The 13,033-nt window shown below is 59.0% G+C and carries 11 protein-coding genes and 1 riboswitch; of the genes, 8 read left to right on the top strand and 3 right to left on the bottom strand.

Annotated features, from left to right (window positions below; all coding sequences use genetic code 11):
- The first annotated feature begins 91 nt into the window (after positions 1 to 91).
- Positions 92 to 234: riboswitch (cyclic di-AMP (ydaO/yuaA leader) on the top strand.
- Positions 235 to 248: 14 nt separating this feature from the next.
- From HMPREF1206_RS09105 to HMPREF1206_RS09075, 7 genes are all read left to right on the top strand, one after another.
- Positions 249 to 827, top strand: coding sequence for a C40 family peptidase (locus HMPREF1206_RS09105; RefSeq protein WP_016423023.1), 579 nt, complete (start codon positions 249 to 251; stop codon positions 825 to 827).
- Between the two features lie 345 nt (positions 828 to 1,172).
- On the top strand, positions 1,173 to 2,243 hold the full coding sequence (locus HMPREF1206_RS09100) for an NlpC/P60 family protein (RefSeq protein ID WP_367158217.1): 1,071 nt from the start codon (positions 1,173 to 1,175) through the stop codon (positions 2,241 to 2,243).
- 53 nt (positions 2,244 to 2,296) lie between these two features.
- Positions 2,297 to 3,451 (top strand): glycosyltransferase family 4 protein, encoded by a 1,155-nt coding sequence (locus HMPREF1206_RS09095; RefSeq protein WP_016423021.1) that lies wholly within the window; start codon positions 2,297 to 2,299, stop codon positions 3,449 to 3,451.
- Between the two features lie 9 nt (positions 3,452 to 3,460).
- A complete protein-coding gene (locus tag HMPREF1206_RS09090) occupies positions 3,461 to 4,474 on the top strand; it encodes an ROK family glucokinase (RefSeq protein ID WP_016423020.1) in 1,014 nt (337 codons plus the stop codon).
- Between the two features lie 101 nt (positions 4,475 to 4,575).
- Complete coding sequence (locus HMPREF1206_RS09085) at positions 4,576 to 5,367, top strand: 1-acyl-sn-glycerol-3-phosphate acyltransferase (protein WP_016423019.1); 792 nt, start codon at positions 4,576 to 4,578, stop codon at positions 5,365 to 5,367.
- 151 nt (positions 5,368 to 5,518) lie between these two features.
- Complete coding sequence (locus HMPREF1206_RS09080; protein WP_016423018.1) at positions 5,519 to 6,010, top strand: polyadenylate-specific 3'-exoribonuclease AS; 492 nt, start codon at positions 5,519 to 5,521, stop codon at positions 6,008 to 6,010.
- 68 nt (positions 6,011 to 6,078) lie between these two features.
- The gene (locus HMPREF1206_RS09075; RefSeq protein WP_005510339.1) at positions 6,079 to 7,464 is read left to right on the top strand and encodes a class II 3-deoxy-7-phosphoheptulonate synthase; all 1,386 of its coding nucleotides are present in this window, start codon (positions 6,079 to 6,081) and stop codon (positions 7,462 to 7,464) included.
- Positions 7,465 to 7,535: 71 nt separating this feature from the next.
- Here the strand turns inward: HMPREF1206_RS09075 and HMPREF1206_RS09070 are convergent, their stop codons facing one another.
- Entirely contained in the window at positions 7,536 to 9,908 is a 2,373-nt protein-coding gene (locus HMPREF1206_RS09070) for a Stk1 family PASTA domain-containing Ser/Thr kinase (protein ID WP_016423017.1), read from the bottom strand.
- A gap of 79 nt (positions 9,909 to 9,987) precedes the next feature.
- Between HMPREF1206_RS09070 and HMPREF1206_RS09065 the strand changes: the two genes are divergently transcribed.
- Positions 9,988 to 10,362: an Rv2175c family DNA-binding protein gene (locus HMPREF1206_RS09065; protein ID WP_005510311.1), complete on the top strand. Its 375-nt coding sequence runs from the start codon at positions 9,988 to 9,990 to the stop codon at positions 10,360 to 10,362.
- Positions 10,363 to 10,392: 30 nt separating this feature from the next.
- On the opposite strand, the gene HMPREF1206_RS09060 is transcribed toward HMPREF1206_RS09065, so the two are convergent.
- On the bottom strand, positions 10,393 to 11,373 hold the full coding sequence (locus tag HMPREF1206_RS09060) for a phytoene/squalene synthase family protein (protein ID WP_016423016.1): 981 nt from the start codon (positions 11,371 to 11,373) through the stop codon (positions 10,393 to 10,395).
- Positions 11,374 to 11,379: 6 nt separating this feature from the next.
- Positions 11,380 to 12,996 carry an alpha-(1->6)-mannopyranosyltransferase A gene (locus HMPREF1206_RS09055; RefSeq protein ID WP_016423015.1) on the bottom strand — a complete coding sequence of 539 codons (1,617 nt, stop codon included), beginning with the start codon at positions 12,994 to 12,996 and terminating at the stop codon, positions 11,380 to 11,382.
- Between the last annotated feature and the right edge of the window lie 37 nt (positions 12,997 to 13,033).

Raw genomic sequence — 13,033 nt, 5'->3', positions numbered from 1 at the left:
TAACCTTATCGAGACATTGAAACGGGGCCACTGAGTTGGTGCCGGTCATTGATAAGAAAACACAGAGCCTTATCGAAGGTCCTGAGGTTCTAAGTAGTGAGAGCCTCAGGGGATTCGAGCCGGGGACCCACCTCGAACCATGGGGTGAATCCCAAAGGGAAATCCCGGAGGGTAGGAAGTCTTCCATTCTTCCGAACCCGTCAGCTAACCCGGTCGGCTAAACAGGAAGATTTTGGAGTTTCAAAACAATGGGCAAGCACCACCGCCGTTCTAACTTTGCACGCAACGCAGTCGCATTTGGCGCAACCGTCGCCGGCGTTACCGCTCTCGCAGTTCCGACCGCTAACGCTAACCCGCTGAACGACATCCAGGGCGCACTGAACGGCTTCGATACCCCGCAGGTTGCAGGTCTGCAGGATGTTGTTGGCAAGTTCAATGACGTCGCAGGTGAGGTTACCTCCGGCAGCGTTGCAAACGTTGCAGCACCGTCCACCGGCTCGGCTATCGTCTCCGCTGCACGTTCCAAGATCGGTTCCCCGTACGTGTGGGGCGCTACCGGTCCGAACTCTTTCGACTGCTCCGGTCTGACCTCCTGGGCATACCAGCAGGTCGGTAAGTCGATTCCGCGCACCTCCCAGGCGCAGGCTTCCCAGGGCACCGCGGTCTCCAGCCCGGCACTGGGTGACATCGTTTCCTTCTACTCTGGCGCTACCCACGTCGGCATCTTCTCCGGCAACGGCAACGTGATTCACGCTCCGCAGTCCGGCGATGTCGTCAAGGAAGCTCCGATGAACTACATGCCGGTTCACAACTTCGTCCGCTTCTAATCTGTTTGAACGGATGACAACCTGCGGGGCCTTGATGTCCCGCAGAGCCTTGGCTCTCTTTTTACTGAGGGGCACTGAGGCGAGCGCCCGGGTGCTGACGCTATGCGCGTCGTAAAGCACTATAGGGGCGCTCGCCTCATTTTTTGTTTTTCTACTGCGGTTACGCAATGCGTGGAGTCGAAGGGCTATCCTGGTTACTCCCTTTGGATACCCCTTTGCGCTGGCGGTTTGTCGGTGTGTTGTTCCGCGGCAAGGCTGCTACAATTTGCTCGAATGCGTCAAGTGGTTTGATGTTTTGTTTTTCGGGGAAGAAATTTGAATACACAACTTGAAAAGGGTTTGGATTTGTCGCGTCACCGTGTCTCTCGTCGTCGCCACAACTCTCGTCGCGGTGTAGTCGGGCTTACGGTCGTGACTGGGCTAACCTTTGGCGCCGTAGGTTTGGCGCCGATTGCCTCTGCACAGGATGAACAGCCAGCCCCGGATCTGGCTACTGCAGACGGCATTATTGCAGAGCTGGAGAAGATTTCTCGGGATACCGAAGCGGTTTCTGAGGAAGTTACCGAGCTGGATTCCCAGGTTCAGGCCAAGGAAGAGGAACTCCGGCACGCCGAGGGGGAGCTGAAGCACTCTGAGGATCAGGTTCTCCGAGCACAGGATGACCTCAAGGCGCTCTCTGGTGAGATTTCTTACTTCGCGAAGAAGCGGATGCGTGGTGAAATCGTCGACCCATTGTCGGCCGCCCTGGGATCTGCCAGTGCTCAGGACGCTATCGACCGTGCCGGTTACATCAACAAGATGTTCCGCGACAACGATGAAGTTGTCAGCCGTGCGGTGCAAGCCCGCAAGGATGCCGAGGATGGTAAGGCCAATGCGCTGCGTCTGCAGGACGATATCCGCAAGCAGCTCGATGACCTGGCCAAGCGCCGCGATGATTTGGACAAGCGCAGCGCCGAATTTGATGAGCGCGCCGAGCATGTCAAGTCCATGGTTGAATCGCTGAGCCCCGAACAGCGGGAAATTTGGATTTCCAAGAACAACCCAATTACCGAAGGGTTGGACAAACTGTTCGGATCTTCCGCCGCAGTTGATGCCGCTCTGTCGAAGCTGGGCTCCCCGTACTCGTGGGGAGCTGCTGGTCCCTCTGAGTTCGATTGCTCGGGTCTGATGTACTGGGCGTACCAGCAGATTGGTAAGTCCATCCCGCGGACCTCGCAGGCGCAGCTCGCCGGTGGTACTCCGGTGAGCCGCGACCAGCTGCAGCCGGGCGACATCATCGGTTACTACCCGGGAATCACGCACGTGGGCATGTACATCGGCAATGGTCAGATTGTCCATGCTTCCGACTACGGTATTCCAGTCCAGGTCGTTTCCATCGACCAGGGTGGCCCGTACCAAGGCGCTGTCCGCTTCTAACTAGCGGCAGGTGGCCTCGCGTCCTTTTAGTCAAGGTAGATAAACTCGGCTCCATGTCTGCGCGCGTACTGCTCATTACGAATGACTTCCCGCCTCGCGATGGTGGAATCGAGTCCTACCTGCGTGATTTCTGTGCTCGTTTGGATCCGGAGAACCTCGTAGTCCTCGCGTCCTCGCGAGCTCCTAAAGAAAAGCTCCGCGCCTACGACGAGTCGCTACCGTACCGTGTTTATCGCATGCGTGATTCCGTGCTGCTGCCACTGCCGCACGTAGCTCGTCGCGCCGCTCAGATTATTCGCACCGAACGCATTGACACCGTCTGGTTTGGTGCAGCCGCGCCACTTGGTTTGCTTGCCGACGCATGCCGTCGCGCAGGTGCCGCCCGCATCGTTGCTACCACTCACGGACATGAAGTGGGCTGGTCGATGCTGCCTTTGGCCCGCCAGATGCTGGGGCGCATTGGTAAGAGCTCCGATGTTGTGACCTATATTTCCCGCTACACCCGTGGTCGATTTGCGGCAGCCTTTGGTCCGCAAACAGCATTTGAACGCCTGCCTTCCGGTGTCGATATCGAGCGATTCTCCCCGGACCCCGAGGCTGGGCAGAAGATCCGTCAGCACCACGGAATTGGTGAATCCCAGCCGCTTATCGTCTGTATTTCTCGGCTAGTCCGCCGAAAAGGGCAGGATATGCTGATTCGCAGCATGCCTAAGGTTCTTGAGCAGCACCCGGATGCCAGATTGCTGATCGTCGGCGTTGGTCCGTTGAACCGAGAATTGGAAAAGCTGGCAGTAAAGCTCGGGGTCTCCGAGCAGGTTATTTTTGCCGGCAAGGTCTCTTATGATGACCTCCCCGCCTATTACAATGCGGCCAGCATTTTTGCCATGCCCGCCCGAACTCGCGGACGTGGCCTCGATGTAGAAGGCCTCGGCATTGTCTACTTGGAAGCACAGGCCTGCGGTGTCCCTGTCATAGCTGGCAAGTCCGGTGGTGCTCCGGAGACCGTTATCGATGGCGAAACTGGCATCGTTGTCGACGGAGCCTCGAAGCGCAGCGTCGCCACCGGGCTGGTTGAGATTTTGGATGATCCGGAGCGCGCGGCGGCGATGGGAGCCTGTGGTCGGGAGCATGTTGTGCAGTCGTGGACCTGGGAGGTCATGGCTGCTCGGGCTCGCCGAATTCTCCGAACCTGCGCAATCCCTTTATAATCAACTGTTATGTCCACCGATATTCCGATTCATCCGAGCTCAGACGAGTCCGACGCCGCTGATCGCCCGGCTATCGGTTTTGATATTGGTGGAACAAACCTGCGCGCTGCAGTGGTCAGCGCTGATGGGCAGGTGTTGTATCGAGTTCAGACCAGTTCTGATGGCAGTGTGGATGCCATTGAGCGTGGCATTGTCCAGACATCCGAGCGCTTGGTTGAACGCTTTCCAGATGTCAGCGCCATCGGTTTAGCTGTAGCTGGTTTTTTGGATTCTGACCGCCAGACGGTTCGTTTTGCCCCGCATCTGCCGTGGCGCGATGCGAACGTCGTCAAGCGTTTATCCTTGCTTCTCCCATGTCCGCTGCAGCTTGAGCACGATGCCAACTCGGCCGCCTGGGGTGAGTATCGCTTTGGTGCGGCTCGCGGTGCGGATAATTGGGTGCTGTTTGCGCTGGGGACGGGAATCGGCGGCGCGATGATGCAGGGTGGTGAGATTTACCGTGGCGCGTACGGCACGGCGCCGGAATTCGGCCACCTCACCGTTGTGCCGGATGGTCGTCCCTGCTCCTGCGGAAAGCGTGGTTGCTTGGAGCGTTACTGCTCGGGTACGGCGTTGGTTACCACCGCTCAGGAACTCTCTGAATCCGGTCGCTACTTCTCGCGGCTTACCGACGGGCTCGTGGCCGGCTCGGTAACTGGTACCGATGTCGTCTCGGCTGCTCGCCAGGGGGATGAATTGGCTCTAGCTGCGATTGATGACTTTGCTACCTGGCTGGGGCGTGGCCTGTCGATGGTGGGCGATGTCTTTGATCCGGAATTGATTGTTATCGGTGGCGGTGTTGCCTCGGCGTCTGATCTATACCTGGACAAGGCCAAGGCCGAGTTTGCCCGCAATCTCACCGGTACTGGCTATCGTCCGGTAGCGGATGTGCGGGTCGCTGAACTAGGTGCGGATGCTGGGTTGATCGGTGCGGCGGATATTGCGCGCAGCGTTGTGGCTGCCGAGGGTGCGGCATCGTCGTAAAGCGTTAATTGGGGAATGTAGGGGAATTCGCCCGCGAAAAGGTGGGGGAATGGCTGCGGAGATGGATCGTCGGACCACCTGAACCTGTATAGTTTTAAACTGTGAATAATCGCTGGTACAAGTTCTTTAAGTACATCCTCATTGGCCCTTGGCTGCGGATCTATAATCGCCCGTACTACATCGGTGGTGAGAAGATTCCTCAGGAAGGTCCAGCGCTGATGGCGTCGAACCACCTTGCTGTGATGGATCACTTTTTCTTCCCACTGGTCTGCCGTCGTCAGCTGACGTTCCTGGCGAAGGCGGAGTACTTCACCACGCCGGGCTTTGTCGGCGGTATCCAGAAGTTCTTCTTCTCCTCGGTGGGGCAGGTGCCGATTGACCGTACCTCTGGTGATGCAGCTCGCGATGCGCTGAACGCAGGCTTGAAGGTGCTGTCACGCGGTGACCTGCTGGGCATTTCCTTGGAAGGCACCCGTAGTCCGGATGGTCGACTGTACCGCGGTAAAACTGGTGCGGCACGTGTAGCGCTGGAGTCCGGTGTGCCGGTGTTCCCAATGGCGATGATTGATACGGAGAAGGCCAACCCGATTGGTTCGTGGATTCCTCGTCCGGTGAAGGTCGGAACGATTATCGGCGATCCGATTGATCCGTCGGAGTACAAAGCCAAGTACAGCGATGAGTATGAAGCGGCCAGGGCGCTGACGGATGACCTGATTAAGGAAATTCAGAAGCTTTCGGGTCAGGAATATGTCGATGCTTACGCGACTGATGTGAAGAAGTCCTTGGAGGCCGGCACCGGCTATCCAGCGGGAACCGAGCCGGGTGGAGAGCTGACCACTCCGGCTCCGGGGCCGAAGCCGACCCCTCGTCGCTGGTTCCGACGCGCTCGCTAGAATAATTAGGCGCAGATAGTTTTCGCGACAGTGGGGCTGCACACTTCCTATGGCGATTCGGTGCATGGGTAAGATTTGCTCGGTAGGGCTCCACGGTCTTTTGGTCGCGAGGTAGCCGACGCGAGGCCGAGGCTGGAGAGGATTCCACACCGTGCGTTATTTTTATGACACCGAGTTTATTGAAGACGGCAAGACTATTGATCTTGTCTCCATCGGTGTCGTAGCTGAGGACGGCCGCGAGTACTACGCGGTGTCTACCGAGTTCAATGAGAGCAAGGCCGGGCCGTGGGTTCGGGCCAATGTGCTCAATCAGCTGCCCAACCCCTCATCTCCGCTGTGGAAGAACCGGGACACGATCCGCGAGGAACTGCTGGCATTTTTCACCGAACCCGGTACGGGCAGCCCAGAGCTGTGGGCTTGGGTAGGCGCCTACGATCACATTGCGTTGGTGCAGCTTTGGGGTGATATGACCAAGCTGCCGCAGTTCATGCCACGTTATACCCGTGAACTCAAGCAGTACTGGGAGATGGCGGGTAAGCCACGGTTGCCGAAACAGACTGCAGGTAAGCACGACGCGCTGGCAGATGCCCAGCACAATCTGCTGAAGTTTCAAAAGATTGCACAGAAATTGCCGCTCGATTAAGCAGCGGAATTCGAATATTTGGTGACCTGACTAACACCCTTCTGGCAGGGGCACTACAATGAACTTCTGTGAGTTGGACTATTGATCTCCCTGTAGATGACCTGCCCGATCTGCCACCGCTTCCCGGCGACATGGCTGAGCGTTTTGCTGATGTCGTATCCCGCCAAGCCCTACAGCAGCCAAGCTGGGATGCCCGCGCCGCTGCAAACGTACGTCGCATTCTCGAATCGGTACCGCCAATTGTGGTCGCGCCTGAGGTTCGTAAGCTTCGTCAGGAGCTTGCCGACGTCGCTAATGGTAAGGCCTTCCTGTTGCAGGGTGGCGATTGTGCGGAGACCTTTGAGTCCAATACTGAGCCGCACATTCGCGCCAATGTGAAGACCTTGCTGCAGATGGCCGTTGTGCTGACCTACGGCGCATCCACCCCGGTCGTAAAGATGGCTCGTATCGCTGGTCAGTACGCCAAGCCGCGCTCGAAGGATATCGACGGCGACGGTTTGCTTAGCTACCGCGGTGACATGGTCAACGGCGTTGAGCCGACCGAAGAAGCTCGAGTTCACGACCCAGCTCGAATGGTGCGTGCTTACGCCAATGCCTCTGCGGCGATGAACCTGGTACGTGCACTGACAGGTTCGGGCACCGCTGACCTGCACCGTCTGCACGAGTGGAACCGTGAGTTCGTCAGCAACTCGCCGGCTGGCGCCCGCTACGAGGACCTGGCACGCGAGATTGATCACGCACTGCAGTTCATGGCTGCCTGTGGTGTTGCGGACTCGAACCTGCAGACCGCGCAGATTTACTGCTCGCATGAGGCGCTGGTTGTTGACTACGAGCGCGCTATGCTGCGCCTTTCTGAAAACGATGGCAACCAGGAGCTGTTCAATCTCTCCGCGCATCAGCTGTGGATTGGTGAGCGCACCCGTGGCATTGAGGACTTCCACATCAACCTGGCTGCCATGATTGGCAACCCCGTCGGTGTGAAGATTGGCCCGACCACCACGCCGGAGGAGGCTGTCGCTTACGCCGACAAGCTCGACCCGTTCTTCCAGCCTGGTCGCCTGACCCTGACTTCGCGTCTGGGCAATGACAAGGTTCGCTCCGTGCTGCCTCCCATCGTTGAGGCTGTGGAAGCTTCTGGTCACAAGGTCATTTGGCAGTGCGACCCGATGCACGGCAACACTTACTCGGCTTCCAATGGTTACAAGACCCGCCATTTCGACCGCATTGTCGACGAGGTTCAGGGCTTCTTCGAGGTGCACCGCTCGATCGGTTCGCACCCGGGCGGTATCCACGTGGAGCTGACCGGCGAAGATGTCACTGAGTGCCTCGGTGGCGCGCAGGACATTTCCGATGTCGACCTGCCAGGCCGTTACGCATCCGCTTGTGACCCGCGTTTGAACACTCAGCAGTCGCTGGAGCTGGCCTTCCTGGTTGCCGAGATGCTGCGCAACTAGTTGCAACCAGCTCAGCTAGGTACAACTAGCCCAGCTAGTGCAGCGCCGCACTCATTAGCGCGCCGCACTTTTTACAGAGTGCTGACCGAAATGCTGTCACCCGCCGTGGCCTTAGCGCCCGGTCGGGGTGACTGCAATACGATGCGATCGTTCTCGTTCGCAGAGCCGTCGATGTCGAGCTGAAGATGCTGTTTCTCCGCTTCACGACGTGCCTGCGCAACAGTTTTACCCAGCAGCTGCGGAACCTTCACTGCTCTGGATACGGTCAGCGTGACAGTCGCATCATTGGGGTTAACCAGACGACCTGCACTCGGTGAGACTGCGTCGACACGGCCGTAGTCGCGCGAGGAGGAGGACGCGTCCTTTACTTCGCTTACCTCAATGCCCTCGCGCTGCAGAATTTGGCGAGCAGTATCTTCCGACTTGCCCACTACATTGGGCACTTCGATGCCGTTGTTAATGGTCAACGTCACAGAACTACCGCGTTCGAGGCCAGTGCCTTCCTCAGGAGACACGGAAAGAACCTCTTCCGGCTCAGCAGAGGAGGAGAACTCCGCCGATACCTCCCGGACTTCCAGTCCGGCCTTACTCAACAGCTCACGAGCTTCATCCTCTTGAAGGCCCACGATTTTTGGCACCTTCACCGGTGCTGGCCCCTTGGAGTAATGCACAGTCACAACCGAGCCAACTTCGACGGTCTGTCCTGGAGCAGGAACCGCAAAGACCAAGCCGCCGGTGGAGACATCATCGGAAAAGACGGGGTCTCCGACCTCTTCTTTCAACGTCCGCTTAGCTAGGGCAGCGCTGAATACTTCCTTTGAGTGGTTCGCGGGATATGCGGGCACTGTCGGGCGGCCGAGGCTGACCAGCACGCGAACATCATCACCGCGGACAACCCGCGCTCCAGCCAGGGGGTCCGAGCCAATAATCTGGGACACTGCGACATCGTTGTCGTAGCGCTCATCAACCACCGGTTCAAAGCCCGCCTCACTGATTGCGGTCATCGCCTGTGGTTGCGACAGCCCAGTGATAGAGGGCACTTCGCCGTAACGGCCAGAGCCCAGCCACCATGCGCCAAGCCCCATGCCCAACGTGGCAACCAGGGCGATAATCAGCCACAATGCACATCCACGGCGCGTCCGCTGTCGGGTAGCTCGACGGCTCTTAGGCGTCTGAGTCTGAGCAGATCGCGGCTGCGGATGCTGTGGGTGCTGTGGGCCCTGAGTGTCCGGCGGCAGCGGATATTCCGGAGCGCCTGGAACGTCGGCTGGTACGAGAGCTCCACCAGACGGCTCCGGGGATTCCCAGCCAGGGGGGTTGTACTCGTCATAGCGATCGAAAGTGCGTGTCCGCCCCGCATCCGGGTCGTCGAAATCATCGAAAACGTTTGGTGGTCCCGGTGGTCGGGAAGAAACGGGGCTACCGGGTGCGTCCGTCGAGAAGCCATAGCCGTCGTGACCGAAGCGCTCGGGTGCCGTCTCTGCGGTGCCGTGTCTGTCATCGAAATGGTCGTTGCCCGGTCGGTGGAAGTCCTCTGTGAGCCCCTCCATGGCGGCAGCGTTGGCGGCTGCTGAATTGACGGGCGACGGCACGCGGAATGGTGGCAGCGCGAGTTTGTCCGCAATGTCTTCGAGTGCGTCACCGAATTCCTCGGCCGTCTCAAACCGATCCTCCGGCCTGCGGGAACAAGCGCGGGCGACCAACTCGTCGAACTCCTCGGGAACGCCGTCGATGAACTCCGAGGGTGGCGGGACATCTTCGTTCAATCGCTTCATGGCAACGCCGAGCGAAGAATCGGCGATGAATGGCGTGGTGCCGGTAAGCAGCTCAAAGAGCAAAATACCCGCCGCATACACATCGGATGCAGGGGAGATGGATTCACCCGTGACCTGCTCCGGAGCCAGATAAGCGACGGTGCCGACGATGACCGAGTTAGAGGTCACCTTGGCATCAGCGGCCGCGCGCACTAGACCGAAGTCCGCCAGCTTCACTCGCCCGTCCGAGGCAATCAGCACATTTTCCGGCTTGATATCTCGGTGCACCATGCCGCGGGAATGCGCCACCGATAGGGCGCGCAGAACTGAGCGCATCACGACGGCAGCTGCATGCGGAGGCATCGGACCGCGCTGACGGAGCAGTTCGCGGAGGGTCCCACCGTCGACGAATTCCATAATGAGGAAAACATGCCCCGCCGGGTCCGTGCCCTGGTCGTAGACGTTGACAAGCGACTCGTCATTGAGGTGCGCGACCGCGCGGGCCTCACGTTCGAAGCGGATGCGGAAAGACTCGTCGTCGACAAAACGCGGATCCATGACCTTTGCGGCCACCCTGCGATCGAGCCGCAAATCGGTGGCGCAGTACACGGTGCTCATGCCACCGTGTGCGATGGTGGCTCCGATGCGGTAGCGACCATCGAGAATCTGCCCCTCGACAAGCTGCGACATAAACCAGCCTTCCCTGTTCCAATCAGTTGCTTCTAATAAGTATATGGGGACGTACCTACTGCAAGGCCAACGCGCTAAAGTGACCAGTGTGAGAAAGATTCCAACTTGCCACGATGTCCTGAGCGCCGACGAACCCACTCTTGCGCTGCCCGATGCCGCTGACCTCATTGGCGTCACCGTCACCCGAATTCACGCGTTGCTGCAGGAGGGTCGCCTTATTGCAGTCCACCGCGACGGCATTGCACAAATTCCCGCCCGCTTCTTTGAAGATGATGAGGTCGCGCGTTTTGTACCTGGCGCACTCGCATTGCTTGCCGACGGCGGCTACACGCGAGAAGAAACGCTGGAGTGGCTATTCACCGAAGATGAATCTCTGCCTGGACGTCCGGTGGACGCCCTGCACGGTCACCTTGCACGCGAAGTAATGCGCCGCGCACAGGCTATGGCGTTGTAAAGACCCGGACGGCGTCCTACGCCCGCCGTCCTACGCCCGCGATAGCTCCTGTCGTAATCGCCCGGCCACTGCTGTGAAAAGCAGCGGGAGGGCGATTTTTGCTTTTCGAGCGCGTCCCACTTGAGCGCGTTGCGCAAAGACGTTGTAGTTCATGCGCTCAATTTCGCCGAGAATGTCTGAGTAGAGAATCTCCGCGGCACGGATAGCCTGACGCCCTGGCACCTCTAACATGTCCACGCCGCTGCTGGCTTCGGCATAGAGTGCGCGGTTGCGAGCGATGAAGAAGGCCAATGCCTGACGTACCGCCGGGGTCGTCTGTCCCGTGGCGGCACAGTAGCCGATCTCCTCGGTACCCACTCCGAAGGCCTCCCACTCATTCAGTGGTAGGTAAATACGGCCACGGCGAAAATCCTCGGCGATGTCGCGGAGGAAATTCGTCACCTGAAAGGCTTTTCCCAGGAGCTCTGCGTAGGGAGTGGCTTCCTCGCGGGAGACCCCTGCGCGGGTGCCTAGGATGGGCATCATCTCAAGGCCGATGACTGCTGCGGAGCCCCACATATACGAGTCGAGTTGCTCCCATGTTTCAAAATGCGCAATGTGGCACGATGTGTCGGGCACGTCCATCAACATGGAGTGAACAAAGTCCGCAGAGAGCTGTGGATCGATGTCGTAGTCGCGAAAAGTCTGTGCGGCCGCCGAGATGACGGCACGGTCGCGGTCGCGGTGGACGTCGTCAAGCGAACCGATGACGACAGCTGAGTGGAAAAGCTCGCTTAAACGTGTGACCGTGGCTTCGATGTGCGTGGGGGAGCGGTCGGCGTCGGCGGGGCAGTCGACGTAGTCATCGACGATGCGTGCCCAGGCGTAGAGAGACCACACCGCACGCTGTTGGCGGGGTGCCAATAGTCGCGTGGCCAGGGAATACGTGCGACCGTGGGAGGCCATAATATCGCGGCAGAGCTCGTAGGACTGTGGCAGCGCGATTGTCGAGAGAGGCTGTGGGGTGGGCATGGACAACTATGCGACCTCGATCGACCGCGATAGGGGCGCTACCGTGGAATCCGTGTCTGCGGCGGTTTTATCGTCGCGCCACGGGTACTTCCAGCTGAACTTTCCAGTGGTCAGCCAGCCGACGGCCAGCCAGCCGAGAACGGTAATGATAACCATCCAGGGCACGTCGTAGAAGCGGTGATTGCCGCCGCCGGCGAAGGACAGCGACAGGATGAATGTGAACAACACGGTGCCTTGAATCACCCATCGTGGCGGGCGAATCGTTCCCATGGGAGTCAATAAGCTGGCGTAGTACCAGGGAAGTGCCACGGCATTAAATACGCAGGCCACCACGTAGGCGGCAATCATGCCAGCGACATTGTTACGAGGGGTGGCTCGGAAGTAGAACCAGGAGATCACGAGTCCCACCAGCATGATGATAGAGGAGACCACGCGTGTGTGGCTGACGATGACATTGAAACCGATGTCGTCGTTGAACCACGCCATGACGCCCGAGATCACACCAGCGACCGCTGACGGTGCTGCCAGGGGGTTAATCACCTTGGTATTGCCACTGATCTCGGAAATCCAGCCCCAGCTCGAGCCGGTCAGCCACGTCACCACTGCAAGCGTGCCGACGCAGACTGCGACCAACACGATGCCCACACCGGCAATCGCCGGAATCTTGCGCAGCATCTCTTGAACCGTGGCGATGGGCTCGCGCCTGGTCAACACAATCCACACGACGAAGGGAAGCGCCAGGACAGCGGTGGCTTTCAGCGCGACGCCGATTCCGATGAGGACAGCAGCGACCAGGCCACCCCGCATGTGCTCCATGTGCAGTGCGGCAACTAGTGCCAGGCTGACCAATCCGACCATCAGTGCCTCGTTGTGCATACCCGCAATCAGATGCAGTAGCACCAGTGGATTGAGCACACCGAGCCACTGTGCGAAAGCCGGATTTGCTCCAAGCTCCCGGGCGATTCGCGGGATCGACCAGACAATGGCGGCGAAGCCCAGCAGACACACAATGCGGTAGAGAATCACGCCGACGGTGATGTTGTCGCCGACAATCCGCGTGATGACCTCGCCAATTCCCAGATGCAGCGGGCCATACGGGGTGGTGGTATTCCGCCAATCTGCGGATACCTCCAGCAGCATCGGCCCTGGATTAGCTGCAGCTCCCTCGGTGTAGGGATCAAACCCATCGCGGACCATCGCGCCCTGCATGAGATACGAATAGACATCGCGAGAGAACAGCGGTGCGGCCAGCGCGAGGGGAATTGCCCAGGCCACCAGGATTGAATTGAACAGACGCAACGTGGACTCATCGCCGCCAGCGTTCGCTGGAACCGCAGCGCCTGCTGCGTCGCCAGCATGGGCAGAACCGGCCACAATGTCCCGGATGGTCCCCTTCGAGAACAGCAGTTCCCGCCCGATGCGCAGCCACGAGATAAGCAGCAGGGCGATACCTACCCAAATCACAATCTCACAGAAAATCTGACCGTGACCGTAGGTGATCCAGTCGAGTCCCAGAGCGTGGACAAGGCCGCCACGGTAGCGATTCGCACCGGAACCGTAGGAGCCCAGAGCAATGAGGATGCCACCGTAGACACCCAGCTGAGCACTCCGCGATAATTTCATGTCAACCTAAACAATCGATACATTGCTGATGCATTAA

Source organism: Corynebacterium sp. HFH0082 (genome assembly GCF_000411235.1).
Lineage (GTDB): Bacteria > Actinomycetota > Actinomycetes > Mycobacteriales > Mycobacteriaceae > Corynebacterium > Corynebacterium jeikeium_D.
This window is presented reverse-complemented; position numbering and strand designations above follow the sequence as displayed.